Annotated in this window: 15 protein-coding genes and 1 pseudogene; 11 read left to right on the top strand and 5 right to left on the bottom strand. The window is 75.2% G+C overall.

Going from position 1 to position 26,715, the window contains the following annotated elements; all coding sequences use genetic code 11:
* Positions 1-201: 201 nt before the first annotated feature.
* The 4 genes and pseudogenes from WMF24_RS03525 to WMF24_RS03540 form a co-directional block, all read left to right on the top strand.
* Positions 202-564 (top strand): annotated as a pseudogene (locus tag WMF24_RS03525) (SIR2 family NAD-dependent protein deacylase); the annotation flags it as partial.
* A 167-nt stretch (positions 565-731) separates the two neighbouring features.
* The gene (locus WMF24_RS03530) at positions 732-1,019 is read left to right on the top strand and encodes an SIR2 family NAD-dependent protein deacylase (RefSeq protein ID WP_437734920.1); all 288 of its coding nucleotides are present in this window, start codon (positions 732-734) and stop codon (positions 1,017-1,019) included.
* A gap of 136 nt (positions 1,020-1,155) precedes the next feature.
* Positions 1,156-1,395, top strand: a complete 240-nt coding sequence (locus WMF24_RS03535) for a DUF378 domain-containing protein (RefSeq protein ID WP_437738757.1) — start codon at positions 1,156-1,158, stop codon at positions 1,393-1,395.
* 323 nt (positions 1,396-1,718) lie between these two features.
* Positions 1,719-3,071: an erythromycin esterase family protein gene (locus WMF24_RS03540; protein WP_437734921.1), complete on the top strand. Its 1,353-nt coding sequence runs from the start codon at positions 1,719-1,721 to the stop codon at positions 3,069-3,071.
* 61 nt (positions 3,072-3,132) lie between these two features.
* Here the strand turns inward: WMF24_RS03540 and WMF24_RS03545 are convergent, their stop codons facing one another.
* On the bottom strand, positions 3,133-3,978 hold the full coding sequence (locus WMF24_RS03545; protein WP_437734922.1) for an alpha/beta fold hydrolase: 846 nt from the start codon (positions 3,976-3,978) through the stop codon (positions 3,133-3,135).
* Between the two features lie 221 nt (positions 3,979-4,199).
* Here WMF24_RS03545 and WMF24_RS03550 point away from each other — a divergent pair, with 221 nt between their 5' ends.
* Together WMF24_RS03550 and WMF24_RS03555 are read left to right on the top strand one after the other, a co-directional pair.
* Positions 4,200-5,072, top strand: a complete 873-nt coding sequence (locus WMF24_RS03550; RefSeq protein WP_437734923.1) for an isocitrate lyase/PEP mutase family protein — start codon at positions 4,200-4,202, stop codon at positions 5,070-5,072.
* 105 nt (positions 5,073-5,177) lie between these two features.
* Positions 5,178-6,353 (top strand): acyl-CoA dehydrogenase family protein, encoded by a 1,176-nt coding sequence (locus tag WMF24_RS03555; protein WP_437734924.1) that lies wholly within the window; start codon positions 5,178-5,180, stop codon positions 6,351-6,353.
* Positions 6,354-6,441: 88 nt separating this feature from the next.
* Here the strand turns inward: WMF24_RS03555 and WMF24_RS03560 are convergent, their stop codons facing one another.
* Positions 6,442-7,062 (bottom strand): glutathione S-transferase family protein, encoded by a 621-nt coding sequence (locus WMF24_RS03560; RefSeq protein ID WP_437734925.1) that lies wholly within the window; start codon positions 7,060-7,062, stop codon positions 6,442-6,444.
* Positions 7,063-7,087: 25 nt separating this feature from the next.
* Positions 7,088-7,756 carry a glutathione S-transferase family protein gene (locus WMF24_RS03565; protein WP_437734926.1) on the bottom strand — a complete coding sequence of 223 codons (669 nt, stop codon included), beginning with the start codon at positions 7,754-7,756 and terminating at the stop codon, positions 7,088-7,090.
* A 911-nt stretch (positions 7,757-8,667) separates the two neighbouring features.
* On the opposite strand from WMF24_RS03565, the gene WMF24_RS03570 reads away from it, so the two are divergent.
* Positions 8,668-9,258: a GNAT family N-acetyltransferase gene (locus WMF24_RS03570; protein WP_437734927.1), complete on the top strand. Its 591-nt coding sequence runs from the start codon at positions 8,668-8,670 to the stop codon at positions 9,256-9,258.
* Positions 9,259-9,355: 97 nt separating this feature from the next.
* Here the strand turns inward: WMF24_RS03570 and WMF24_RS03575 are convergent, their stop codons facing one another.
* On the bottom strand, positions 9,356-9,844 hold the full coding sequence (locus WMF24_RS03575) for an N-acetyltransferase family protein (protein ID WP_437734928.1): 489 nt from the start codon (positions 9,842-9,844) through the stop codon (positions 9,356-9,358).
* Between the two features lie 95 nt (positions 9,845-9,939).
* Positions 9,940-14,364: a tetratricopeptide repeat protein gene (locus WMF24_RS03580; protein ID WP_437734929.1), complete on the bottom strand. Its 4,425-nt coding sequence runs from the start codon at positions 14,362-14,364 to the stop codon at positions 9,940-9,942.
* A 213-nt stretch (positions 14,365-14,577) separates the two neighbouring features.
* Here WMF24_RS03580 and WMF24_RS03585 point away from each other — a divergent pair, with 213 nt between their 5' ends.
* The 4 genes from WMF24_RS03585 (at position 14,578) to WMF24_RS03600 (ending at position 26,643) form a co-directional block, all read left to right on the top strand.
* Positions 14,578-15,177, top strand: a complete 600-nt coding sequence (locus tag WMF24_RS03585) for a peptidyl-prolyl cis-trans isomerase (protein WP_437734930.1) — start codon at positions 14,578-14,580, stop codon at positions 15,175-15,177.
* Positions 15,178-15,233: 56 nt separating this feature from the next.
* Positions 15,234-15,530 (top strand): polyhydroxyalkanoic acid system family protein, encoded by a 297-nt coding sequence (locus WMF24_RS03590; RefSeq protein ID WP_437734931.1) that lies wholly within the window; start codon positions 15,234-15,236, stop codon positions 15,528-15,530.
* Between the two features lie 497 nt (positions 15,531-16,027).
* Positions 16,028-20,800, top strand: coding sequence for a tetratricopeptide repeat protein (locus WMF24_RS03595; protein WP_437734932.1), 4,773 nt, complete (start codon positions 16,028-16,030; stop codon positions 20,798-20,800).
* Positions 20,797-26,643, top strand: a complete 5,847-nt coding sequence (locus WMF24_RS03600) for a hypothetical protein (protein WP_437734933.1) — start codon at positions 20,797-20,799, stop codon at positions 26,641-26,643. Before WMF24_RS03595 ends, WMF24_RS03600 begins: the two co-directional genes overlap by 4 nt.
* Positions 26,644-26,715 lie beyond the last annotated feature (72 nt).

The following is a 26,715-nucleotide window of genomic DNA, read 5'->3' on the forward strand; positions in this document are numbered from 1 at the left end:
TCGCGGTGGCGGGCCCGGCGCGTCCGACTGCCAGGGAAACGCCGTCGCCGCGGCGGGCTTACACCCGAAATTCGGGGCGCGCCGGCGCCCCGGGCGCCGCCCTGCGCGGTGCGCTACGTTGCGCAGGACGTGGGGATGACGGAGCAGGGACAGCCGTCCTTCTCCCGCCGTCTGCTCCCTCTCTCCTTCAGGAGGTCCGCGATGAGCGAAACGAGCCGCGAGCGCTTCCAGTCCAGCCTACGTCGCTCGAGGAAGATCGCCGTCCTCACCGGGGCCGGCGTCTCGGCGGAGTCGGGCATCCCCACCTTCCGCGGCGCCGGCGGGCTGTGGCGGCGTCACGAGGCGACGAGCCTCGCCTCGCCCGAGGCGTGGCGGCGCGATCCGGGCCTCGTGTGGGAGTTCTACAACCACCGCCGCGAGCGCGCCCTCGGCTGCGCGCCGAACCCGGGCCACCGCGCGCTGGCGCGGCTGGAGGCGCGGTGGCGGGACGCCGGCCGCACCTTCACCCTGATCACCCAGAACGTCGACGGCCTTCACGAGCAGGCCGGCTCCCTGGATGCGGTGCGGCTCCACGGCTCGCTGTGGCATGTGCGCTGCCTCGCGTGCGGGCGCGTGACAGAGAACCGCGACGTGCCCATCACGCCCGCGTTCGCGGGCAGCGGCTCCCCGGATCCCGACACCGCGCCCGCCGCTTCACGGCCGCGGAGCTGCCTCACTGCCGCTGCGGCGGCGTGCAGCGCCCGCACGTCGTCTGGTTCGGCGAGGCGCTCCAGGAGAGCGATCTCGCGGCGGCGGCCGCCGGCGTCGAGGGCTGCGATCTCCTGCTCGTGGTCGGCACCTCGGCCGTCGTCTACCCGGCCGCCGGCTTCGTCCCCCTGGCCAAGCGCCACGGGGCCCTCATCGCCGAGGTCAACGTCGAGCCCAGCGCGGTCACCAGCCTCTGCGACCTCGTGTTCACCGGCGGCGCGGGGGAGACCTTGCCCTCGCTCCTCGACGTCGCGCCGGAACCCGGGCCGTGAGGGCCGCAAAAGAAGGGCCCGCGGCGTCGAGCGGCCTCTTCCACGGCGGGCCGGCGGCGTCAGCGCTGTGGCGGCGCGCCGCAGCGGGCGCGCGGTGCACGCATCGCGCGGCGCGGCGCATGCTTCCGCGGGGGGTATGGAACAGGTCAACCGTGGGATTTCAGGGCTAACGTGGGCCGCGATCGCGCTCGTCGTGATCGGCGCCATCAACTGGGGGCTCGTTGGGCTGTTCGAGTTCGACGTGGTCGCCGCCATCTTCGGCCGGTACAGCGCGATAAGCCGCATCGTCTATGTGCTCGTCGGGCTCGCCGGGCTCTATCTGCTCTACGCAACGGCCCAGCTCAACAAGCGCACGCGGGTCTCGGCGATGCCGTGATGCCGTGACCGACGCCGCTCGACGCGGCGCCCGGCGCGCTCAGCAGGCGCGCCGGGGCGCGATCCGGAGCACCCGAAGGCGGATCCGGAGCCCCTGAGACAGGGCAGCTCCCGAGGTCGTGGTCTGTGCCGGCGCGGGTATTGCAACGCGTGATCACGATCGCGGTGCCTGCCCAGAGACCCGATACGGAACCATGGAACAGCGAGCCCAGCGGCCAGTGATGGCGTTCGCCAGAGGCGTCGACCCTGCGGACGCGACGGGTCCAGTCCCGGTGGGAATGCCGTGGATGAGGCCGCAGCCGCGACGGACCAAGGAGTGACACGATGCCCAGCTCTCGAGAACCCGCGTTGGCCCTCGTCCGCGACGCCGCCCGCCCGCTGCGGGGCGGCGCGCGAGACCACGACGCGCTGCTCGACGCGATAGGCGATCGCCGGTTCGTCCTGCTCGGCGAGGCGACGCACGGCACGCACGAGTTCTACGAGGCCCGCGCCCAGATCACGCGGCGGCTCATCGCCGAGCGGGGCTTCACCGCCGTCATCGTCGAGGCCGACTGGCCCGATGCGTACCGCGTGAACCGCCATGTCCGCGGGACGGACGACGACGCCAGCGCCGAGGAGGCGCTCGGCGGCTTCAAGCGGTTCCCGCAGTGGATGTGGCGCAACCAGGACGTCCTCGGGCTCGTCCGGTGGCTCCGGGAGCACAACACCGGCCTCCGGCGCGGGCGCGCGAAGGCGGGCTTCTACGGCATGGACCTGTACAGCCTGCACGCCTCGATGGAGGCGGTACTCGCCTACCTCGACCGCGTCGATCCGGAGGCCGCCCGGCGGGCGCGGCGCCGCTACGGGTGCTTCGACCGGTTCAGCGACGATCCGCAGGCGTACGGGTATGCGGCCGGCTTCGAGCTGAGCGGGTCGTGCGAGCGCGAGGTCGTCGAGCAGCTCATGGAGCTGATGAAGAAGCAGGCCGAGTACGCGAAGCTCGACGGGCGCGTCGCGGAGGACGAGTACTTCCAGGTCGAGCAGAACGCGCGGCTCGTGCAGAGCGCCGAGGAGTACTACCGCACGATGTTCCGCGGCGCGGTGTCGTCGTGGAACCTCCGCGACCGGTACATGGTCGACACGGTCGACGCGCTCGTCGCGCACCTCGACCGCTTCCACGCGCCGACGAAGGCCGTCCTCTGGGCCCACAACTCGCACCTGGGCGACGCGCGCGCGACGCAGATGGGCGAGAGCGGCGAGTGGAACGTCGGCCAGCTCATGCGCGAGCGCTTCGGCGACGACACGTTCCTCGTCGGCTTCTCGACGCACACGGGGACGGTGATGGCGGCGTCCGAGTGGGGCGATCCGGCGGAGATCAAGCGCGTCCGGCCGTCGCTGCCGAACAGCTACGAGCGGCTCTTCCACGACACGGAGCTGCCGCGCTTCTGGCTCGACTTGCGGCCGGAGGCGGGCGCGCGCCGCGAGCTCGTGGAGGCGCTGCGCGAGCGCGCCCTGGAGCGCGCGATCGGCGTCCTGTACCTGCCGGAGACCGAGCGGGCGAGCCACTACTTCCACGCGCGGCTCAGCGAGCAGTTCGACGCTGTCGTCCACATCGACGAGACGAGCGCGGTGCGGCCGCTGGAATGGACCGCCGAGTCGCGCGAGCGAGAGGCCGAGACGTACCCGACGGGTATGTGAGCGCCGGCGAGGCCGGCAGCGAGACGAAGGGTCGATGCGCCGGCGCGCGCTCCGCCGGCGCTCAGGCCGCGTCGGCCCGGCCGCCGAGGCCGCGGGGGCGGGCGGCGGCCGAGCGCGCCTCGATGAAGCGCGACACCGCGTCGACGAACGCCTCGGGGTTCTCGAGCTGCGGCATGTGCCCTGTCGCCGGGATGAACGTGAGCTGCGAGCCCGGCAGCGCGTCGTGGAGCTTCCTCGCGTCGCGCGCGGTGCTGCCCGCGAGCCGGTCCGCCTCGCCCCAGACAATGAGCGGATTCAGGCCGAGCGGCGCCCTGGGGCCCCCGTGGAGCAGGGCGTCGAGCACCGCGTCCATCTGCGGCGAGCTGCCGCGCTCCAGGTCGTCCCGCAGCGCGGCGGGGGCGCGGCCGGGATCGGCGAAGGCGCGGCGGAGGATCGACGGGTTGAAGGCCTGCTTCCGCACGAGCGCGCGCAGCATCTGCCGGGGCACGGGCCGCGACAGCAGCCAGCCGACGATCTGCGGCAGCGCGGGGAGGGGCGCGCCGTTGACGAACACGACCCCTCGGCAGCGGGCCGCGTGCTGCGTCGCGAAGCACGACACGACCGCCGCGCCGAAGGAGTTGCCCACGCACCACGCGCTCGGGGCGCCGAGCGCGTCGAGGAGCCGATCGAGCCAGCGCGCGTAGGCGCCGAGCGAGCCGAGCCCCGGCGTGTCCGTGCGGCCCACGCCCGGCAGATCGGGCGCGATCACCTGGAAGCGCTCCGCGAACCGCTCCCAGACGGCCGACCAGTGCATCGACGCGCCGCCCCAGCCGCCGTGCACGAGCAGCAGCGGCTCGCCCTGCCCGCCCACGTGGACGCTGGCGGGCAGGCCGTCGATCGCGATTTCCCTCAACGAGACCGTGCTCATGCCACTCTCCTGTGCGGATCCATCCCGGCCGCATCCTGCCTTCCGACCGCCGGACCCGGCAACACAAACCCAGGGAGCGCCGCCCTGCCGAGCCCTCCCCGGCGCGCCCCGGGAGGCGCGCTGGAGGCGGCTGCGGAGCTCGCCGCGCCGCGCGTCCTCCGCGGTGCTCCTGCTGGCTTTCGCTTGCGCCGAGGGCGGCGTGTCGGGGTATCGTCGCGGCCGTGTCCTCCGCTCAGCAGCTCAGGGCGCTCCTCGCGACGCCCGGCCTCCTCGTCATGCCGTGCTGCTTCGACGCGCTGTCGGCGCGCCTCGTCGAGCAGGCCGGCTTCTCGCTGACGTTCATGAGCGGCTTCGCGGTCTCCGCGGCGCGCCTCGGCGCCCCGGACACGGGGCTCATCTCGTACGGGGAGATGGTCGACCAGGCGCGCGCCATCTGCGGCGCCGTGTCGATCCCGGTGATCGGCGACGGCGACACGGGCTACGGCAACGCGATGAACGTGAAGCGCACGGTGCGCGGCTATGCGCAGGCGGGGCTCGCCTGCGTCATGATCGAGGACCAGGTGGCGCCGAAGCGCTGCGGCCACACGCGCGGCAAGCAGGTGGTGCCCCGCGACGAGGCGTTCACCCGCGTCCGGGCCGCGGTGGACGCGCGCGAGGAGGGCGCCGGCGTGCTCGTCATGGCCCGCACCGACGCGCGGCAGACGCACGGCTTCGACGAGGCGCTGGCGCGGGCCAGGGCGTTCGCCGACCTCGGGGCAGACATCGTGTTCCTCGAGGCGCCCGAGAGCGTGGAGGAGATGCGCGCGTTCTGCCGGGAGGTGCGCGCACCGACGATGGCGAACATGGTGGATCACGGCAGGACGCCGGTGTTGCCGCCGTCCGAGCTCGAGGCGATCGGCTACAAGATCGCGGCCTATCCGCTCACCCTGCTCTCGGTCGCCGCCGCCGCCATGCGCGAGGCGCTCGCGGCCCTGCGCGCCGGCCAGCACCCGGACCCGCGGATGCGCTTCGAGGCGCTCCAGGAGATCGTCGGCTTCCCCGGGTACTACGCCGAAGAGGCGCGGTACGCGCAGCCGCCGCCCGAGAAGGGGTGAGTCGGGACAGCGCGCTCTACCGATAGGGCGGAAGTCCTTCTCGTTCAGGAGATTGGCCTGTAGGGTGTTCCGTGTTCGCGCACAGGCCGCGACCTGGAGCTCACCATGGCCACGATGTCCTCCGCCGAGTCCGCGTCGCTCCTCGCCGCGGCGCGCAGCCTCGTTCCGCTCGTCAAGGAGCACGCGCACCAGGGGGAGCGCGAGCGCCGCCTCCCCGATCCCGTCGCCAACGCGTTCAGGGAATCGGGGATCTTTCGCATGTGTCGTCCGCGCGCGGTGGGTGGGCTCGAGGCCGACCCGCTGACGAGCCTCCAGGTGATCGAGGAGCTCTCGCGCGCCGATGGCGCGGCGGGATGGTGCGCGATGATCTGCGGCACGACCGGCGCGTTCGAGGCGTACATCCCGGCGGAGGGTGGGCGAGAGATGTACGCGCGCCCGGATGTCGTCTGCGGCGGGGTCTTTGCGCCGAGCGGGCGGGCCGTCGAGGTCGAGGGGGGTTATCGGATCACCGGGCGGTGGGCGATGGCGAGCGCCTGTGAGCACTGCGACTGGCTGGGCGGCACCGCGGTGATCTTCGACGGGGCGGCGCCGCGCATGTCGCCGGCGGGCGTGCCCACAGCCATCGTGCCGATGTTCCGCGCCTCGGAGTGCAAGATCCTGGACACCTGGAGCGTGTCCGGGCTCGCCGGCACCGGGAGCCACGATTTCGAGGTCGCGGACGTCTTCGTGCCGAGCAGCCGGTGCATCCGTCTCCCGATGGCGGCGCCGACGTATCCGGGGCCTCTCTTCGCGTTCCCGATCTTCGGCTTCCTCGCGAGCGCGGTCGCGTCGACCGCGCTCGGGATGGCGCGCGCAGCCCTCGACGAGCTCGCGGCGCTCGCGGCGACGAAGAGGCCGGCGGGGATGACGGCGTCGCTCGCGGCGCGGCCGTCGACGGCGCTCGTCGTGGCCGAGGCCGAGGCCACGCTGGGCGCGGCCAGGGCGTACCTCGTCGAGGCGGTCGGCGCCGTCTGGGACGCCGCGGTCGCCGGCGAGTCGATCTCGCTACAGCAGCGAGCGCGCGTCCGGCTCGCTGCGACGAACGCCGCGCTCGGCGCCGCCCGCGTCGTCGATCTGGCCTTCACGGCGGGCGGCGCCACCGCGCTTTACGAGAAGAGCCCTCTTCAACGCTGCTTCCGCGACGTTCACGCCGTCACGCAGCACGCTCTCGTCGCCCCGCAGACGCGCGAGGTCCAGGGCCGCGTGCTCCTCGGGCTGGACACGGATCTGCCGATGTTCTGAGGGGCCCTGCGCCGCGGCAGAGGCGGCGCGTCAGGAAGGCGGCGTCGCGGGCGTCACGCGGTCGAACGTCGCGTGAGAGGCGCGCGCCTCAGGTCAATGGGAGATCCACCCAGCGCTCGAATCCCGGTCGGCGCTTGATGCGGCCGTACCACGCGTCGACGTGCTGGAGCGCGGGCCGATCGAGCGGGAGGTTGTACCACCGCTGCGCCGCGACCCCGAGGGGGATGTCGGCGAGCGTGAAGTACTCCCCTGCGGCCCACGGGTGCCGCGCCAGCTCCCTGTCGAGGATCCCCAGCGCGGCGAGCGCCGCCCTGCGCGCGCCCTCGATCGCGCCCTGATCGCGGCGCTCCGCTGGCGTGCGCAGGAGCTGGACGAGCAGCGCGCGCACCGGGGGCCACAGGGTCCCGAACTGCCAGTCCGTCCAGGCGTCGGCGCGCGCCCTCTCCCCGAGATCGCTCGGCTGGAGGGGCGGCGAGCCGTAGCGCGCGAACAGGTAGCGCACGATTGCGTGCGACTCCCAGAGCACCAGCGGCCCGTCCTCCAGCGCCGGGACGAGCCCGTTCGGGTTGAGGGTGAGATAGTCCGCGTCCTTGACGCGGCCGAACGGCCCGCCGGCGTCGACGCGCTCGAAATCGAGCTTGAGCTCGTCGAGCGCCCAGAGGACCTTCTGCACGTTGGAAGAGTTCTTGTGACCCCAGAGTCTCAGCATGATGTCCCTCGTCCCTCGGCGCCGCTCAGGCGGCCGTCGCCGCCGGCTTCACGAACTTCGCGTAGCGCTCCACGTAGAAATCGACAGGGTTCAGGTTGGCGCGCACCGCGTCGCGGGCCTGCACGGCGTCGAGCCACGCCCGGAGCCGCGTGAGCTCCGCCGGGATGGAGAACCCGCGGAGGCGGTCCACCGCCGGCAGCCGCTCGAACCACGGATAGAAGGCGAGATCGACGAGGCTGACCTCGGCGCCGAGCCAGTAAGGCCCGTTCCCCGACTTCGCGAGCGCCTCGCGCTCGATGAACGCGAGCACCTCGCCGAGCGCCTTGCGCCCCTCCGCCTCTTTTTCCGGCGTCTCGGCCCTGAGGAGCTGGGCGAACGCTGGCGCGAAGCGCGTGTTCGCGTGATCGATCCAGATCCGCGCCAGCGCGCGCCGGGCAGGCTCCCTGGGCAGGAGCGGGGGATCGGGGAAGACCTCGTCGAGGTATTCGTTGATGATCGCCGACTCCCAGACGCGGTGGCCGTCGTGCTCGATCGCCGGGACCTTGCCGTAGAGCGAGGCGTCGGTGAACGCCCGCGGCTTGTTCTGCAGGTCGACCTCCGTCAGCTCGTGGTCGATCGCCTTCTCGTGCAACACGAGCCGGGTGCGGTGGGCGAAGGGGCACGCCTTCGCGCTGTAGAGTCGCAGCTTCGTCATCCTGTTCTCCTCGGGGCGCCCGCCGCGCGAGATGCTCTCTTGGTTCCTTTGGCGGCGACCGCCGATTGCGTTCGCGTCATCTCACGCGCCGCCCGGCGGAGCAGAGAGCGTGCCAGAGCGCTGTCGCGGGAACGGAAAGGGATCCGCCATCGCAGACATGGATTTGCTGCGACAGGAGCAGGGATTGCTGGTGACGTGTTGCTGCGGGAGCAGCCAATCCGGGGTGCGGCGGTGGCCGTGCCGGGGTCCGGTGTGCCGCGTCAGGCCGCCTGGACCGCGTGCCGGGCGCATCGTGAAGGTCTTCGCGAGCGGGCCTGATCGAGCCGGCGCTCCGCTGGATCGCCGAGCGCTGGAGCAGGGCGCTGCTGAAAGGCGCGTCGAACGACGCGAACGTCCGGGAGACGTCGAGCCTCCCGGGATGGGATCATGCTCAGATCTTCATCCTTCCACCTCGTGTCCTGTTGAGCGCGGATGTGACAGAAAGAGGTGCAGGCGGCACCACCGTCGCGTGGCGCCTCTGCCCAGGCGGGGCATCCAGGCGTGGACGTGGACGCGGATCTCCTCTCGATGCACCAGGAGGGGGGCACTGCTGTTTCCCGCCTTACTCTTTCGGGGCAGACGTTAGTCCGCTATAGCGGACATGTCAAGTGCTCCGCGAGGCGCGTTGATGTCGAGATCCGGGAGAGTACACGCCGTCTACGACGGAATTGGAGCTGGCGAGGACACCCTTGGGGCAGACGTGCAAGGATGTGCAGGGGACGCCCGCGTGTAAGCTCCGGGCATGACGACGGCTCACATCCATTCAGGAGCGCTCTGCGGCGCGGGACATATCCATCGCCCGGCCGGCGGCGCGCGACGGGGGCAATCGACCGTGGTCAGGTGTGGGACGGCAGCGGGCATGGAGCTGGGCCATGGCAGGTGAGCGCCCGCCGGCCCGTATCCAGACCGCCCGGCTGACGCTGCGCGCGTGGCGGCCCGAGGACGCTCCTTTGATCAGGGACGCGATCGACTCCAGCCTTGCGCACCTCCGGCCCTGGATGCCGTGGGCCGTCCACGAGCCGTCTTCCATGGAGGCCACCGCCGCGCTCCTCGAGAAATTCCGGGACGATTTCGCGGCAGGGCGCGACTTCCATTATGGCATCTTCACGCGCGACGAGCGCGAGGTGCTCGGGGGGACGGGGCTACACCCGCGGATCGGCCCGGACGCGATCGAGATCGGATACTGGCTCCGGGAGACGGCGACGCGCCGCGGTTACGTGACCGAGGCCGTGGCGCGCTTGACCCGGGTCGCGCTCGAGGATCTCGGATTGATCCGCGTCGAGATCCGGTGCGACCCACGGAACACCGCGAGCGCCGCCGTGCCCCGGCGGCTCGGGTATCGACACGTGGCGACGCTCGAGGCGAACGCCCTGACGCCCGCCGGCGAGCCGCGCGACACCATGGTGTGGGCGCAGACGGCCCGCGAGCTGGCGGAGCGAGGCCGGGAGGGCGGGAGTCCGTGAGGCGAATCGCTCCGGGCCAGCGTGGCGGGAAGCGCTGTTGCCTCCGGAGGCCGTGACGATGGATGCGCGGGAGGCGCTCGGGGCGCGCCGGCGGCGATCAGAGCTCGAGCGTCATCTCGATCATCGTGCGGCGGAAGCCGAACCGCTCGAACAGGCGCTGCGCGGCGGCGTTCTGCGTCGCGGTGGTGAGCACGACGCGCGGCGCCCCCAGGTCGCGGAGGCGGGCGATCACGACCTCCACCAGGAGGGCGCCCGCGCCGAGCCGGCGCGCGGGCTCGGCCACGTAGATGTCGTGGAGCACGCCGCACGCGTCGCGCAGGCTCATCCAGTCGCGCGGCTCCCGGCGCCCGTAGGCGTAGCCGACCAGCGCCGGGTCGGCGCCTCCCCGCTCGGCGACGACGATCGCGGCGCCGGGGTTGTCTAGCTCGCTGGTGAGCCACCGCTCGTAACCGGGCTCGAGCGGCTCCAGGCACAGGAAGCGGTGCGGATCCATGGCGTGGTGGAGGCGGACGAGCTGCGCCGCGAAGCGCGCCACCTCGGGCATGTCGGCGCGCTCCGCCGGGCGGGCCTGGATGGAGGGGATCATGCGCCAGGATAGCCGAGCGAACGCGGCTCGCTCGCCCTGGCGTTCGGCCGTGGCGCTGGCGCTCAGCCCCCGCGCTCAGCCCCCGGCCTCGCCGCTCACCGCCCCTTGCCCGCCCCCAGGCTCTGCAGCGCCTGCTCCGCGTCGCGCCGGTAGGCGTTGTCGGTCGGCGCCGTCTCCAGGAAGCGCTGGTAGTGGCGGATCGCCTTCTCGCGGTCGTTCGTCCCGCGGAGCGCCTCGGCCAGGAGGAAGTGCGCGTCGAACAGCCACGGCGGCGCCGAGCGATCCGGCGCCTCGCCGAGCGCGACCGCCTGCTCCAGCTCGGCCGCCGCGCCGGCCCGGTTGCCGCGCGACGCGTAGATCTTGCCGAGCCGGTAGTGCCACTCGGGGACCTTGTCGTTGCCCGCGATCGCCTTGCGCCAGGCCTCCTCCGCGGCCGCCCAGTTGCCCTGGTCCTGGTAGCAGAGCGCCATCGTGGCGTAGGCCTCGTAGCGCGACGGCCGCTTCTGGAGCGCGATCTGCAGATCCGCCAGCGCGTCGCGGCTCGCCCCCTGCTTCTGCAGGAGGACGCCGCGCTGCCAGTACGCGTCGCCGAGCTCCGCGTCGAGCTCCAGCGCCCGCTTCAGCGCCACCTCCGCGCGCGCGGTCTGGCCCGTCTCGTTGGCGCCCCAGCCGACGTAGAGGTGGTACTCCGCGCGGTTCGGGTCGAGCTCCGCGGCGCGCTCCAGCAAGCGCAGCGCCTCGGCCACGTTCGTGCCGCGCACGAGGAGCGCGCGGCCGAGGAAGTGGTGCGCCTCGGCGGAGGTCGGGCGATCCTTGAGCACGTCGCGCAGCATGGGCTCGGCCTGGCTCGCGTGGCCCGCCATGACCTGCGTCGAGCCGACGCGCAGCTTCAGGTCGACGTCGTTCGGCGCCTTGCGGAGCGCGTCCGCGTACATCTCCAGCGCGCGCTCGCTCTGGCCCGTCTCCTCGAACAGGAGCCCCCGCTGCAGCGCGAGGCCCGGGTAATCCTTGTCGGCCGCCGCGACCTTGTCGAAGAGCGCCGCCGCCTCGTCGAACCTGCGCAGCCGGCGGTTCGCCTCGCCCAGCTTGAACTGGCTGTCGAGATCTTCCTCCTTGGCGAGCGCGAGCTCGAGCTCCTGCCGCGCGTCCTCGTACCTCCCGGTCCGGAGCGCGACCTCGGCCTTCGCCTTGTGGAGCGCGGGCAGGTCCGGGAACTTCGCCGTCGCCTCCGACAGCTTCGCCGCCGCCTCCTCGTTGCGCCCGAGGCTCGACAGGAGCGACGACAGCGCCACGTAGGCGTCGACGACCTCCGGGCGGTTCTCGCTCGACCTCACGGCGTCGAGGTACGCCTGCTCCGCCTCCTTCTTGTTGCCGAGCGCGAGCTCGGTGCGCCCGAGCCAGTAGGCGACCTGCGGATCCGCCGCGTGGGTCTTCTGCAGCCCCTTCAGGAGGTCCTTCGCCTCCTTCATGCGCTCCTGGACCAGCCACGTCTTCGCCTTGCCGATGTGCGCGGCGAGGTTCTTGGCGTCGGCGCGCACCGCGGCCTCGAAGCGCGCCTGCGCCTCGGAGTAGCGGCCCGACCGGTACAGCACCTCGCCGTTGCCGATCAGCGCGCGCACCGCCTGCGGATCGATCTTCACCGCGGCGGCGAACGCCTGCTCGGCCGCGCTCATGCGCGACTTCGTGAGGTGGACGGTGCCGAGCAGCGTGTACGCCTCGACGATCTCGGGGTCGCTCGCGGCGGCCCGGACCGGACCGTCGCCGGTGACCTTGCCGAGCAGGTCGAGCGCCTCCTGCTCGCGGGTCGGCGTCTGCCAGACGAGCGACGCGATCAGCGTGCGGGCCCCGACGTGGTTCGGCGACGCCTCGAGCGCGGCCCTGGCGCTCGCCTCGGCGGCCGCGGTGTCGCCGGCGAGGCGCTGCGCCCGGGCCATGCCGAAGAGCGTGCGCGCGCTCTTCTGGAGGTCGTTCGCGCGCTGCCACGCCGCGACGGCCTTGGGGCCGTCCTTCGCGAGCAGCTCGATCTCGGCGGCGAGGACGGCGACGTCGATGTCGTCCTTGCGCTGGGCGCCGAGCGCCTGCGCGGCCTCTCGCGCGCGCTGCAGCTGACCGGCGGCCGCGTCCTGCGCCGCGGCCGCCAGCGCGAGCAGGTCCCCCGGATCGGAGCTCGCGAGCGCGATCATCTCCTTGCCGAAGGCGTCGTCGACGGTCCGGTGCCCGAAGCGGATGCTGCGCGCGAAGGCGATGTACCCGGCGTAGGCCATGGTCGCCCGGTGGCGCGGCGCGCTCTCTCGCGCGGCCTTCGCGTCGTTCAGCGCGCCGTTCGCGGCCGAGGCGGTGTCCTGGGCGAGGGCGGCCTGGGTCCGCTTCCGGAGGTCGGCGAGCGCCGCGTCGTGCGCGGAGGCGTTGAGCCGGTCGCTGATCAGGTTCACGCCGAAGGCGCCGACGTCCGGCACGAGCGCGAGCGCGCCGCCGGTCACGGCGGCGACGGCGAGGGCCGCGACGACGTAGCGCTTGACCTTCGTCTTCGGCGGCGGGGCCTCCGTGGCGGGCGCGGGCTTCTCGGCCTGCGCCTCCGCCCCGGCGCTCAGGTCGCCGATCTCGGTGCCGGCGCCCGTGAGATCGACCTCGTCGCCGACGCTCGGGTGTGGCCCGCCGAGCTCGATGCCGCGATCGTCGGCGTCGGCCGGCGTCTGCGTGAAGTTCGCGGAGCGGTCTGACGGATCGTACGCGGCGGGCGCTGCGCCGGCGGCGAGGTGCCTGACGCTCTCGCCGAGCGCGATCTCGTCGCCGAAGTCGGCCTGGGGCACCCCGAAGTCGGCCTGGGGCACCCCGAAGTCGGCCTGGGGCACCCCGAAGTCGGCCTGGGGCACCCCGAAGTCGGCCTGGGGCACCCCGAAGTCGGCCTGGGGCACCCCGCGGCCGCTCGGGGGCTCGGGCGCCGTCGGCGGGAGCGGGCGCGGCCCGGGCGCCTGGAACGCGGCGCCGACGCGCGAGTCGTCGTAGTCCGGCGGCGCCTCGTCGAAGAGCTCGGCGCCGACGATGGTGCCCGGTCCGGCGGGCAAGCCGGGGCCGGTGGCCTTCGTCGGGAGGGCGGGGCCGGTGGCCTTCGCGGGCACGCCCACGGGCGCATGGGCGGGGAAGCCCGCCGTGGCCGGCGCGGGGAAGCCCGCGGGCGCCGGCGCGGGGTACCCTGCGGAGGCCGTGGCGGGGAAGCCCGCGGGCGCCGGCGCGGGGTACCCTGCGGAGGCCGGCGCGGGGAAGCCCGCGGCGGCCGGCGCGGGGAGGCCTGCTGCGGTCGGGGCCGGGAGCCCGGCGCGGACCGGCGAGGGCAGCGGCGCGGAGGCCGGCGCGGGCAGGCCCGCGTCCGGGAACGGGGCGGGCATGCCGATGACGCCCGGGACCGAGCTGGGCAGATCGCCCGCGACGATCGGCAGATCGCCCGACGGCGAGGGCAGATCGGGATCGCTGTCGCCCTCGAGCGGCAGCTCGAGCTCGCCGAAGCCGAACGACATGGAGCCGCTGCTGGAGCGGGACCCGCTGCTCGAGCGCGCCGGCGCGGCCGGCGGCACGTCGTCGTCGAGGTCCCCGAAGTCGTACTCCGGGGCCACGCGCGGGGGCGCGGCCTCTCCCATCCCGCGGGTGCGCCCGCGGCCGAGCGGCTGCGTGGCGGCCCCTGCGCGCGCGCTGGGCGACGCGTCGCGCGCGCCGGGGCCGGAGTCGAAGGCGCCGGGCACCGAGTCGCGCGCGTTGAACGCCGAGTCGCGCGGGCCGAACCCGAGGGTCCGCCGGCTGCTCGGAGGGAGCGGCTCTGCCCGCGCCGGCAGATCGGACTCGGCGAACGCCGAGGGCGTCGCCGGGGCGGTGCGCGACTCCGCGCGCGATCGCCCCGGGAGCGGCGCCGGCGGGGCGGGCACGTTGCCGTAGACGACCGGCAGGTCGTCGGCGTCGAGCCCTTGCGCCTCGACGTCCGCCGGGCTCGGGAGCTCGACCATGAGGTCGATCTCGCCGAAGCCGCGCCGCTGGGGCACCGTCTTGGCGTTGCGGCGATCGGAAGGCGCCGGGCGATCCGGCACGTCGGGCAGGCCGATCTCGCCGAAGACCTCCGGGCCCGGCGGCTCGGGGCGCGGCGCGGGCGCCGCGGCCGCGATCGCCCCCGGCGCGGCGGGCGCCGTCTGCGCCCCGCGGCGCGGCGGGACCGGCACCGGCGCGGGCCCGGGGCGCCGGGGGGGCGCGACCGCGGGGAACGCGATGTCCTCCGGGGCGGCCACGGGCAGATCGGCGTCGTCGTGCGTCGCCGGTGCGCTCCGCTCCGCGAGCTGAAGGCCCCCCGCTCCAGCCCGTGGCGCAGGCGCAGGGCCCGGGCCGGGCGCGGGGGGCGGCGCTGGCGCGGCGCCCCCCTTCGTCACCAGCAGGCTCGTGCCGCACTTCGGACAGCGCATCCTGAGCCCCGCTGGGGGCACGCGCTTCTCGTCGACCTGGTACGGCGATTTACATCCGTCGCACTCGACCTTGATCATGCTCCCCGACCCGATGCGGGCGCTGCGAGTGCCTCCGCAGGCCCTTCACGCTCGTTCGGCCTGCGACAGGCCGGGATGCCCCGACATCCGCTCTCCTTACTAGCAGGGCTTGCGGTCCTTGGATCGCCTCTTCTACGGGCCCTCCTCAAATCGGCCGCTCCGTCGACGCGGCCTCGCCAAGCGTCCTCCACCTGTGCTAACGCGCTGCCGCCCATGCAGCGGTCGACGGCGGTCATCTACACGCTCTTCTTCGCGGGCGCCGTGGCGTTCGTCATCGCGCAGAGCGGCCCGAAGGGCCGCGGGGCGGCCAGCGCGCCCGTGGACGCCGGCGTCGCCCTGGACGCCGGCGCGCCCGACGCGACGGCGACGACCGACGCGGACGACGCGGACGCAGGGGCCGACGCCGGCGGCGAGGCCGTCCCGGAGAGCGCCCCGGAGCTGGCGCTGCGATCCGACGCGGGCATCACGCTCCTCTCGGGCGAGGCGCCGCCCGGGCTGCCCGCGGAGGCCCCGAAGAAGGTGCGCTTCGGCGTGGTGCTCGTCCAGTACCGCGGCGCGCAGGGCGCGCCGGCGAACGCGCGATCCAAGGAGGCCGCGCTGGCGCTCGCCAGGGAGCTCGCCGAGGTCGCCAGGACCGACTTCAAGGCCGCCGTCGACAAGGGCGACAAGGGATCGACCGACGACCTCGGCTACATCCCGCGCGGCGTGCTCGAGCCCGCGCCCGAGTACGAGCTCTTCAGCCTCCCCAAGGGCGGCGTGAGCGGCCCGGTCGACACGCCGCGCGGTTTTTGGATCGCGCGGCGAATCGAGTAAGTAAGGCGTACCGCGCGCGGCGCGTCGCCGCGGGCGCGAACGAGGGGAGATACCGTATGGCGACGATCGACATCCGCCGGCAGCACTCGCTCACCAAGGAAGAGGCCCGGACGCGCGCCGAGACGCTCGCGCGGGGCATGGAGGACAAGCTCGGCGTCCAGTGGCGGTGGGACGGCGATCTCATCCGCTTCGAGGCCCCGGGCGGCGCCGCCAAGGGGACGAAGGGCCTCGTGCGCGTCGAGGCGTCGGCCGTACAGGTCGAGATCGATCTCCCGTTCCTGCTGAAGGCGATGAAGGGCACGATCGAGTCGAAGGTCAGCGAGAAGCTCGAGGCGGCCCTCGGCAAAGCCTAGCGAGGCAGCCGGCCTCGGCTCGCCCGACGCGCCGGGCGCCGCGCGCGGCCGGCGCCCGCGAGCCGCCGGCGTCTCGGACGGCGGGCCGCCTGGCCGCTCGCTGCCCGCCGCGCGTCGTCGTCCCGCGCTCCTTTCCTCTCGTCCTCGACCGTCGCCCCTCGCCCTCTCACCGGCGAGCGGCCGCTCTCCGGCGCGCGGCCGCGACCCGCGATCGCCTCGCGCGCCCCATGCGCGGCAGCGCACGCGGGTCCTCGTCTTCCGGAGGCCCCGAGGGCGCGCGCCGCGCGGCGGCGCTGCTCGGCGGGCCTTGGCCGCGCTCGCCGCGAGGCGCGCTCGGAGCTCGCCTCGACCGCCGGAGGAGCGCGAGCGCCGCGGGCCGCTGGCCGAGCCCACCCCGTGCCCAGCGCGCTTTACTCCGCGCGCTTCGTTTCGCTACTCTCCGCCATCGTCATGCGTTGCGCACAGATGAGACCCCCTTCGGAGGCGTCGCAGGCGAGATGACGGTTCAGACACCCGAGGGGCAGGTGGAGAGCATGACGGCCCTCATCGCGCGGCTCCGCGCGGAGCAAGGCGACCAACCGGAACGGCAGCTCCAGGCGCTGCTGCTCCACGAGCTCGGCGCGCTCGAGGAGGCGCTCGGCGAGGAGCCCACGGCGGCGCGCGACTACCTCGCCGCGTTCAACGCGGACCCCCAGTTCCGCGAGCCGCTCGAGGCGCTCGTCCGCATCCTCACGCGGCGCAAGTCGATCAAGAACCTGGGCAAGCTGCTCGACGCGCTCACCCGCGCCGCGGCCACGCCCGAGGAGCGGGCGCGCGCGTTCTGGGAGCGCGCCGCGTACCTCCAGGACCACGAGCAGAACCTCGCGGCGGCCAAGGAGGCGCTCGAGGAGGCGGCGCTCAGCAACCCCGAGGACGCCACGCCGTGGCTCGAGCTCGAGCTCATCGCGGCCAAGGAGGGCGACCTCGCCGGCCGGATGCGCGCGATCGAGGCCCGCGCCGAGCTCGCGACCGACCCGACGTGGAAGGGGCTGCTCTTCATCGAGCTCGCCGACCTCGCCGCGGCGACCGAGAACGTGGAGCGCGCCTACGAGCTGCTCGACGCCGCCGCGGCGCTCGAGGGCAAGGCGCGCTTCAGGTCGCAGCTCGCGCTCGAGGCCATCGCGCGCCGCGAGGAGGACCTCGGTGCCCTCGCGCGCGCCCTCGAGGGGCAGGCCGAGCTCATCGCCGACGCGATCGACGACGACGCGAGCGGCGAGGCCAACGGCGTCCCGCGGTACATGCGCAAGCCGGAGTTCGCCGCCGACGCGTGGCTCCGCGCCGCCGAGCTGACGCAGCGGGCCGGGACGGGCGGCTTCGCGTCGCTCCTGGAGCGCGCCGCCGAGCGGCTGCCCCAGTCGGCGCTGCTCGCGCGGGCGCGCATCGCCGCGCTCGAGGCCGCCGGCGAGGCCGAGGCCGCCGCCAGCCTCGCCAAGCAGGAGATCGCGCGCGGCGCGAGCGGGCCCGGCGCCGCGGCGCTGTGGCTGCGCATCGCCGAGGCGGCGGCGCTGGCGAGCGATCGCGAGGCCGCGCTCGCGGCGCTCCGCAGCGCGCTCGCCGCCGACCCGCAGTGCATCCCGGCGCGCGCGCTGGAGATCGACCTGCTCGGCGACGGTCAGGATCCGTCCGCGTTCGCCGCGTCGCTCGAGGCGACCGCGGCGTCGTACACGAGCGAAGAGGCGCGCGGGCGCGCGCTGCTGCTCGCGGCCTACGTCTGGGCGGTGCGGACCGATGACGTCCCCGCGGCCAAGTCGGCGCTCTCGCAGGCCGGCATGGCCGGCGTCCACCCGGGCGTGCTCGCGCGGTTCGGGCGGTCGTTCGCGGCGCTGCGCGGCGACGCGGCCTGGTACGAGGAGTCGACGAAGCGGCTGCTCTCGACCGGGGTCGACCCGGCCGAGAAGGCGAGCCTGTGGTTCGAGATCGGCCGGAGCCGCCTGCTCCGGGGCGACGCGGACGGCGCCGAGGGCGCCTTCGCCCAGCTCGCCGCCGCGGGCGCCGAGGACGGCGGCGCCGCGCCCAACGCGTGGCTCGGCAGGGCGCTCGGCGCCTTCGCGGTCGACCTCGTCCGCGGCCGGCGCGAGCCCGGCGACGACCCCGGCGCCGCCCCGCGGCGCTCGCCCACGGTGATCGAGGCGCTCGCCGAGGTCGAGGGCGAGGAGACCGCGCGCGGGCTCTGGCTCGTCGCGGCCCTGCGCAGCGCGCGCAGCGGTGAGCTCGACCGCGCGCGCACCCGGCTCCGCGCGCTCTTCGAGCGTTCCGCGGACGACCAGGTCGTCGCCGTGTTCCTGGCCGAGCTGGACCGGCGCGCTGGCAGCCCCGCGTCCGCGGCGGCGACGCTCTCGACCTGCGCCGCGGCGATCGACGACGCGGATCTCTCCGCGGCGATGCACATCGAGGCCGCGATCCTGCTCTGGCGCGCCGGCGAGCGCGGGCGCGCCGTCGACGAGCTCGAGGCCGCGCGCGGCAAGGCGCCGCGCGCGGGCGCGACGGTGCTCACCTGGGCGCTCCGCGGCCACGAGGCGAACGACCTCCACAGCCGTCGCCGCGCCCTCGAGGTGGCGGGCGAGGCGGGCGAGGACCCGGCGGCGCTCGCGCTGTCGCGCTTCGGCCTCGAGGTCGGCGCGGCCGAGGGCGGCGATCCGGACGAGGCGCTCGCGACGCTCGAGGCGCTGGAGTCGCAGGCCAGCGACGATCTCGCCCTGGCCGCCGCGCTCGGGCGGCTCCTCTGGCAGCCGGCGCTCGAGCAGCGCAGCGCCGTCGAGCGCGCGCTCGACTACATCGAGGAGCGAGGCGCCGGCGCCGCGTCCATCGCGCACGCCGAGCGCTTCCGCCTGACGCGCACCCTCGACCAGGATCGCGCGCGCGCCGCGGCCCGCGCCGCCGCGTGGGCGGCGGTCGACCCGAGCCCGCACGCCGACCTCGAGTGGCTCGGCGCCGCGCTCGGCGCCGAGGATCGCGAGGCGGAGGTCGCCGCCCGGAGCGCCCTCGCGCGGCACATGGAAGGCGAGGCCCGCGCGGCCATGGAGGCCTCGGCGGCGATCGTCGGCGCGCTCGACCAGCCGAACCTGCCGCGGCCGTTCCTCTCGGGCGAATACGCGCCCGCGCAGCTCGCCAACCTCGAGCTCGCGCTCCCTGGCTGCGACCCGCGGCGCCGCGCGGCGGCGCTGCACGGCCTCGGCGACGCGCTCGGCGAGGAGGCGCAGCTCACCGCGCTCGGCCTCGCGGGCTGGTCGGACTTCGCCGCCGGCGACCACGAGCGGGCGCGCGCCGCGTTCCGCACCGTCGTCGAGCGGCGGCCCGACGACATCGCCGCCTGGGAGGGCGTCCGCGCCACGTCCGAGGCGCTCCGCGACCCCGTGTCGACGGCGCTCGCCGCGGCGCAGCTCGGCGCGCTCTGCAAGGACGACGCGCGCGGCGCGGAGTTCTGGGAGAGCGCGGGGCTCTTGCTCCTCGAGCACACCGAGGCCCACGACGACGCGGAGATCGCGTTCGACCGCGCCTTCGCGCGCGATCCGCGGCGCGGCGTCGCCTTCGACCGGCTGTTCCGCCGGGTGCGCGCGCGCAACGAGGACAACCGGCTGCTCGACATCATCGAGCGGCGGCTCGGCGTGGCGGACAGCGACCTCGAGATCTGCAAGCTGTTCTGGGAGCGCGCGCGCGTGCTCCGCAAGAAGGGCAAGCTCGACGAGGCGCTCGCCGCGCTCGAGAACGTGACGCTGCTCGAGCCGGACCACATCGGCGCGCTCGCGCTCTCGGCCGACATCTCGAAGGCGCAGGGCGATCTCGGCCAGGCGGCGGCCTTCTACGCCGAGCTCTCGCGCGTCGCGAAGGCGCCGGGGGAGCAGCGCCTCATGTCCGGCATCACGGCGGTCGACGCGTACGAGAAGCTGGGCGAGCACGACAGGGCGCTCGACGTGCTCGTCGGCCTGCACCGGGCCGGCCTGTCGACGCTCCCCGTCCGCGAGCGCCTCGTCCGGGTCGCCGCCCGGGTCGGCTCCTGGGAGGAGGCGACGCGCCTGCTCGAGGAGCTCATGGTCGAGCGCGACACCCCCGCCGGCCGCGTCGAGGCGGCGCGGCTCGCGATGGCGATCTACCGCGACCAGCTCCGCGCGCCGCGCCGCGCCGAGAAGGCCGTGGCGAAGCTCCTCGAGGAGGCGCCGGACGACGGCGAGGCGATCGATCTCGTCCTCACGACGGACTACGACCCCGCGTTCCGCACCCGCGTGCTCGGCCGCGCCAAGGCGACGCTGATCCAGGCGCTCGCGTCCGACCCGATCGACGCCGATCGCGTCGCGCTCCTCGCGAAGATCGCCGGCGCCGGGCAGGACGCTCCGCTCCGGCAGGCCACGCTGGGCGCGCTCGTCGCGCTCGGCCGGTGCGACGAGGGGATCAGCGCGGAGCTCCGGAAGATCGACACCCGCGTCCCGGCGCGCCCGCAGATCGCCCTCGACGCGCGGGCCATGGCCGAGATCGCCGATCCGCTCGACACAGGCCCCGTCGGCGAGCTGTTCGCGAAGATGGCCGAGACGATCTGCATGGCGCTCGGCCCGTCGCTCGTGTCGCTCGGCGTGGGCAAGAAGGACCGCATCGACGCGCGCGGGGGCCACCCGCTGCGCGTCGCGGTCGCCGAGTGGATGGGCGCGCTCAGCTTCGAGACCGACTTCGAGCTCTACGTGGGCGGCCCGAACCCGCGCGGCGCCACCGGCGTCTACGGCCAGATCCCGGCGCTCGTGCTCGGCTCCGAGATCACGACGCCGCTCGACGCCGCCTCGCGCTCGGCGATCGCGCGCGAGGCGTTCGCGCTGCGCCGGGGCATCACGTCGCTCAGGACCCGGGACGACAACACCGTCGCCTCGCTCGTCGCCGCGGCCTGCATCGAGGCGGGCATCGCGGTCCCGCACCCGCCCTACGCCGTCTTCGGCGAGGTCTCGCGGTCCATCCACAGGGAGATGTCGCGCGCGACCCGGAAGGCCATCGCCGAGGTGTGCCAGCGCATCGTCTCCAGCCAGCAGGACCCGCACCGCTGGGCGCAGGCCGCCCGCAGGAGCATCGATCGCATGGCCGTCATCGCCGCCGGCGACGTCTCGCTGGTCCTCTCGGACATCCTCAACACCCCGCGCGAGCAGCTCGGCGGCGTCGTCGCCGAGAGCGAGCGGGCGCGCCAGCTCGTCGCGTTCGTCCTGTCGCAGAGCTACCTCGAGCTCCGGAAGAAGCTCGGGATGGGGGTCCGGTGAGCAAGAATCCGCAATCCAAGAGCTCTTCTGGCAACGGCGGCGACGAGGGCACCCCGTCGCAGGAGAAGATCACCGTCCCGCCGCCGGCGATGTACGGCGCGGCGGTCTCCGAGGGCGACGTCGAGGAGGCCACGCTCCTCGCCAAGATCCCCGACGAGCTCATCAAATCGATCCGCGCGGAGGAGGAGCGCGTCGGCGAGGGCGGCCTGAAGCAGCTCTTCTCCCGCGAGCCCGTGCCGGTGCCCGCGCGCCCCGCGCAGAGCGCCGGCGAGAGCGACGCGCTCCTCGACATGCTCTTCGAGGACCCGCGCGCCGACGACCCCGACGACGGCGTCGTGACCTCGGCGCCCGCGCTCCCCGGGGCGCGCCGCCCCGCCGCGCCGCCGCCAGCGCCGCCGCGGCCGCCCGTGTCGACGCCCACGCCGCCGCGGCCGACGTCGTCCGCGCCGCCGCGCCCCGCGTCGCTGCCCCGCCCCGCCGCGCCGCCCCGATCCGGCAGGCCGGGCGACGTGAGGGCGTCGCTCGGCGGCGACCTCACGCCCAGCGATCGGACGCCGAAGATCCCGCCGCCGGCCGCGTCCGCGCGGTTCACGGCCCCGCGGCCGCCGTCGCCCGCCGTCGCGCCGCCCCCGCTGCCCCCCACGTCCAGGCGATCGGAGGAGGTGCAGGACGAGGACACCGCCGAGCCGGGCGACCGCGCGACGCCGATCCCCGACGGCGGCGAGTCCCCGTTCGAGTTCGCGCCGCCCAGCGTCGTCAGCAGCAGGCGCCCCGCGCAGACGAGGGGCTTCGAGGACGAGCTCGCGAGCGGCCTCGAGGACGAGCCCACGGCGGGCTTCGACGACGAGGAGACCCACGCCCTCGACGAGCCCGGGCCCACGACCCGCCCGTACGCCGGCGAGCCGAGGGCCCCCGCCGACCTCTGGGACAAGGCCGCGGTCGAGAGCGATCCCGGCGAGCTCGTGGACGAGTCGAGCCTGCTCCACGGGCCGGTCGACGCCGACGCCGACGAGGATCTCGCGAAGACGCGCGTCGCGGACCGGAGGCCGTCGGTCGGCACGCCGTTCGAGCCGCCGCGCGCGTTCGCGTCCGCGCCCGCGTCTGCGCCCGCGAGCCTGCCGCCGCTGCCGTCGATCCCGCCGCCGCCGTCCGTGTTCCCCGGCGAGCAGGACGCGAGCGCGATCCTCGTCCAGTCGCAGCAGCGCGACGTCTGGGCGGCGCGCGCCGCCTGGCTCCGCGCCGAGGCGGAGCTCATCGAGGACCCGACGGCCCGGGCGCGCGCGCTCCTCCCGGTCGCCGAGCTCTACGTCATGGCCGGCGAGGACCCGACCGCCCGCGCCGTCGCCGCCGAGGCGCGCGACCTCGCCCCCGGCCTCGTCTTCGCGCACCGGCAGCTCCGCGGGCTCCTGATGCGCGAGGGCGATCTGCCCGCCGCGCTCGACGCCATCGAGGCCGAGACCCGCATCCTCGCCACGCCGGCCGCGCGCTGCCACAACCTGGTGCTCGGCGCCGAGCTCTCCCGCGTCCCGCTCGCCGACCCCGACGGCGCGCACAAGCGCATGGAGCTCGCCGCCCGGATCCACCCGGTCGACCCGCGCGCGCACGTGCAGCGCTTCTGCGAGGCGCTCGCGGCGCCGGACGCCGACGCCGCGGCCTCCGCCGCGATCGCCAAGTTCCGCCTGCCCGACGCCCCCGAGCTCGCGCCGCTCGCCGCCGCGTGCGCCCAGGTCGCCGCGCACCGGGGCGCCCCGCGCCGCCCCCGCACCGCGCCAGCCACCCCGTACGAGGCGCTGCTCCGCGCCCGCGCCCAGCTCCGCGCCGGCGACCTCGCCGACGCCCTCGCGTGCCTCGAGCCGCTGCGCGGCACCTCGCTCGCGCCGGCGGCCGCCTGGCTCACCGCCGCGCTGGGCGCCGCGCGCAAGGAGACCCGCCCGGCGGCGCTCGCCGCGCTCCGCAGCGTCACCTCCAGCTCCCACGGCGGCCAGGCGCGCCGCGCCCTCGCCGCGCAGGCGATCGAGCTCGGCGACGCCTCCGCCGCCCGCGCCGCCACCCTCGAGGACGGCGGCGCCGGCGGCGCCTTCTCGCCGGCCGACCACGTCGTCCTCTCGGCGCTCGCCGACGGCTCCGCGGGCGAGATCGAGCCGTGGCTCGACGCCCTCGCCGACGATCCCGATTTTGCGCCGCTCTGCGCCGCCGCCAGCGCCGCCCTGAGCGACCCGTCCGCTGCGACCGACGCCGCGCCCGCGGAGGACGGCGCCCCCGCGCCGCGGGGCGTGCGCGCCATCGGCGGCCCGGGCGCCCGCGCCGCCGCGGTCCTCGGCCGCGCCCTCTCGCGCGAGGCGATCGCGGCCGAGGGCATCGACGCGAGCGACGCCTTCTCCCGCGCGGTGCTCACCTACGGCGACAACGCGCCCGAGAGCCCGCTCTTCCGGGCGCTCGCGCTCGAGCTCGACCTCGACGGCGATCGCGGCGCCCGCGTCGCCAGGAGCGTGGCCGCGCTCCGCGAGGTCGCGTCCGATCGCGACAGCGCGCTCGCCGCCGCCGTCCTCGCGGAGATCGCGGGCGACCAGCGCGCGGCGATGAGCGACCTCGATCGCGCCCGCGCCGCGGATCCGCAGCACGAGGGCGCCGCGCGCGCCCGCGCCGCGCAGGAGAGCGGCGTCGGCGCCGCGCGCATCCTCGCGGAGCACGCGCTCACGCTCGAGGAGGGCCCGCGGGCCGCGGTGCTCGTCACCGAGGCCGCGATCCGCCTGCTCGACGGCGGCGACAACGAGGAGGGTGAGCGCCTCCTCTCGCGCGCCGCGCAGATCGACCCGAAGCTCCCCGTCGCGCTCCACCTCGGCGAGCGCAGCGCGCGCGCCCGCGTCGACCGCGACGGCCTCCTCGAGTGGCTGAGGACGCGCCGCGAGGGCGCGGCCGACCCGCTGGAGCGGGCCCATGACCTCGTCCGCGAGGCGCTCCTCGTCGCCGAGGCCGATCCCGCGTCGGCCGCGTCGCTCCTCGAGTCCGCGCACCGCTCGCGCCCGCAGGACATCGGCCTGCGCGAGCTCTTCGAGCGGCTCGCGCCCGAGCCCCCGGCCGACCGCGCCGCCTGGCGCGCCGAGCGCGCCACCGAGCTGATGCGCGCGCTCCACGCGGGCGGCGACGCCGGCGACGACCGCGCCGCGATCGGCGACGAGGCCGCCCGCCTCGCCCTCGAGGCCGCCCTCGAGTACGAGCGCACCGGCGATCTCGGTCAGGCCGCGGCGAGCGCCCGCCAGGCGATCGCCGCGGGCGACGCGGCGCTCGCGCCGATCGCCCTCCACCGCGCCGCCGTCGCCGGCCACGGCGCCGGCGAGCTCGTCGACGCCCTCATCCCGCGCGCCCGCGAGGCGGCGGACGTCGTCGAGCGCCTCGAGATCTACGAGCGCCTCGCGGAGCTCGACGAGCTCGGGCGCAGCGACGCCGGCAGCGCGCTGCTCTGGCGCCGCTCGATCCTGGAGGAGACGCCGCACCACCTGCCGACGCTCCGCAAGGTCGCCTCCTACCTCATCAGCGAGGGGCGCGACGAGGAGCTCGAGCCGATCGCCCTGGAGATCGCGCGCGTCCTCGACGGCCCGGAGGCCATCGCGCACGCGCTCCTCTCGGCGCGGCTGCGCATGCGCGTGCTCCCGTGGGAGGAGACGTTCGAGCCGGTGCAGATCGCGTACCGCAACGAGCCGCGGGGCATCTGGGCGCTCCGCCAGATGGCCGCCCAGGCCCGCGCGAAGGCGGACCACGCCCTCGCGATCGAGGCGGATCGCCAGCTCATCGAGCGCACCGACCGCCCGTCCGAGGCCGCCGCCCTCTCGGTGCGCGCCGCCAAGGACGCCCTCCTCGCCGGCTCGATCGAGGACGCCGTCGCCTTCTTCCGGCACGCGATCACGCTCGTCCCGCACTACCTCGTCGCCCACCTCGACCTCGCCGACGCGCTCGAGCGCGGCGGCGACGCGGCGGCCGCCGCCGCGGCGCTCGAGTCCGCGGCGGGCGCCAGCGTCGGCTCCGAGGGGCGCGCGCACTCGCTCTACGCCGCGGCGGTGCTCTGGCAGGACAAGGTCCAGAACGCCGCGCGCGCCCGCGACGTCCTCGAGGCGGTCGCCACGGTCGACCCGTCGTACGCCGACGTCTTCTCGCGGCTCAAGGCGATCTACGTCGCCGAGGGCGCGCGCGCCGAGCTGGCCGCGCTCCTCGAGCGCCGCCTCGACGCGGTGACCGATCCGGCCGAGCGCGTCGAGATGGAGGTCCTCCGCGGACGGGCGCTCGCCGACGTCGGCGACGCGGCGGCCGCCAAGCGGGCGCTCGCCGCCGCGCTCGACGCGAACCCCGACCACGTGGAGGCCCTATCCGCGTTCGCCGACGTCTGCGCCGGCGAGGAGGACTGGACCGGCGCCGAGCAGGCGTGGATCCGCCTCGCGCGCCTCGTGCCCGACCCCGCGAAGCAGGCCGAGATCTACTTCCGCCTCGGCGAGCTCTACGACGAGCACCTCCCGAACGCGGAGCGCGCCGAGCTCGCCTACCAGGAGATCTTGAAGCGCTCGCCGGCCGACGTGAGCGCGCGCGAGCGCCTCGTCGCGCTCTACAAGCGCGCCGGCGACGGCGCCCGCGCGCTCGAGCAGCAGAACCTGCTCATCAGCGCCGCGGAGGCGCCCGAGCAGAAGTGCCGCCGCACCGCGGAGCTCGCCGAGATCCACGAGTCGATGGGCGAGCTGAAGAAGGCCGAGGCCACGCTGCTCACCGCGCGCAAGACGTGGCCGAAGGACGACTTCGCGCTCGGCGCGCTGGCCCGCTTCTACCAGCGCACCGAGCAGACCGCCGCGGCGAACGTCCTGCTCGACCGCGCCCTCGCCGACGCGCGCCGCGCGCTCAACACCGGCCGGTTCGAGCCCTACCTGTTCTCGACGGTCGCCACGGTCGCCGAGCTGCGCGGCCGCGCCGGCGCGTCGCGGATCGCGCGCGCGACGGTCGCCGCGCTCGACGGCCGCGACGCCGCGCTGGGCGGCGCGGGCAACGCCGCCGGCGCGGCCCGCCTCGACGCCCACCTCGCGCCGGAGCTCATGACCCCGGCGTTCCGCGAGCTCCTGCTGAAGACGGGCCCGCTGCTCGACACCGCGGTGCCGTTCGATCTCGACTCGATCCGCGCGACGCCGCTGCCGCCGCAGCACGCCGACATCACCGACCTGGCCCGCGGCGTCGGGGCCGCGTACGGCCTGCCCGGCCTTCAGGTCTACATGACGTCCGCGCTCGGCGCCGTCTGCGTGCCGGCCTCCACGAGCCCGCCGAGGATCGTCCTCGGCCAGCCGCTCGTCGCCTCGCCGCGCGAGGACATCCGGCTGTTCCTCATCCACCGCGCGGTCAAGATCCTCCAGACCAACGCCTCGGCCTTCTCGCGGACGGCGCCGATCGATCTCTGGCCGTTGCTCGCGGCGTACCTGAAGGCCTTCTCCCCGTCGTGGTCGCCGCAGGGCGCGGACGCCGGGCGCCTCCGCGAGTACCAGGGCCGCATCGATCGGGCGATGTCGGGCGGCGCGGATCCGAAGCTGGGCATCCTCGCCGCGGACGTCATCGGCTCGATCGGCAACCGCGCGTCGACGCTGAACACCGCGGTGAACGGCTGGGGCAACCGGACCGCGTTCCTCGCGGTGGGCGATCTCAACATTGCGCTCACGGGCATCGCCTGGGCGGGCGGGCACGCGAACGCGCCGCCTGCCGCAGGCAAGGACCGCATCACCTGGATCGGACGCAACGCGGAGGCGCGCGACCTCATCGTCTTCGCCGTGAGCGACGGCCTGGCCGAGGCGCGGGAGCAGCTCGGCTTCACCGAGTGACGCGGCGCGGGCGCTCCTCGCCGCGCGCCGTCGCGCTATGTTGAGCGCGCGTCGTCGCGATCACTTCGCCGT

The organism is Sorangium sp. So ce1335, assembly GCF_051521615.1.
In the GTDB taxonomy this organism is placed as follows: Bacteria; Myxococcota_A; Polyangia; order Polyangiales; family Polyangiaceae; genus Sorangium.

Excerpts from the sequence above, each read along its gene's own strand:
- WMF24_RS03580 (WP_437734929.1), bottom strand. The coding sequence starts at position 14,364 with ATGATCAAGGTCGAGTGCGACGGATGTAAATCGCCGTACCAGGTCGAC.
- WMF24_RS03555 (WP_437734924.1), top strand. The coding sequence starts at position 5,178 with ATGGCCACGATGTCCTCCGCCGAGTCCGCGTCGCTCCTCGCCGCGGCG.
- WMF24_RS03560 (WP_437734925.1), bottom strand. The coding sequence starts at position 7,062 with ATGCTGAGACTCTGGGGTCACAAGAACTCTTCCAACGTGCAGAAGGTC.
- WMF24_RS03540 (WP_437734921.1), top strand. The coding sequence starts at position 1,719 with ATGCCCAGCTCTCGAGAACCCGCGTTGGCCCTCGTCCGCGACGCCGCC.
- WMF24_RS03595 (WP_437734932.1), top strand. The coding sequence starts at position 16,028 with ATGACGGTTCAGACACCCGAGGGGCAGGTGGAGAGCATGACGGCCCTC.
- WMF24_RS03535 (WP_437738757.1), top strand. The coding sequence starts at position 1,156 with ATGGAACAGGTCAACCGTGGGATTTCAGGGCTAACGTGGGCCGCGATC.
- WMF24_RS03565 (WP_437734926.1), bottom strand. The coding sequence starts at position 7,756 with ATGACGAAGCTGCGACTCTACAGCGCGAAGGCGTGCCCCTTCGCCCAC.
- WMF24_RS03590 (WP_437734931.1), top strand. The coding sequence starts at position 15,234 with ATGGCGACGATCGACATCCGCCGGCAGCACTCGCTCACCAAGGAAGAG.
- WMF24_RS03585 (WP_437734930.1), top strand. The coding sequence starts at position 14,578 with ATGCAGCGGTCGACGGCGGTCATCTACACGCTCTTCTTCGCGGGCGCC.
- WMF24_RS03575 (WP_437734928.1), bottom strand. The coding sequence starts at position 9,844 with ATGATCCCCTCCATCCAGGCCCGCCCGGCGGAGCGCGCCGACATGCCC.
- WMF24_RS03545 (WP_437734922.1), bottom strand. The coding sequence starts at position 3,978 with ATGAGCACGGTCTCGTTGAGGGAAATCGCGATCGACGGCCTGCCCGCC.
- WMF24_RS03570 (WP_437734927.1), top strand. The coding sequence starts at position 8,668 with ATGGCAGGTGAGCGCCCGCCGGCCCGTATCCAGACCGCCCGGCTGACG.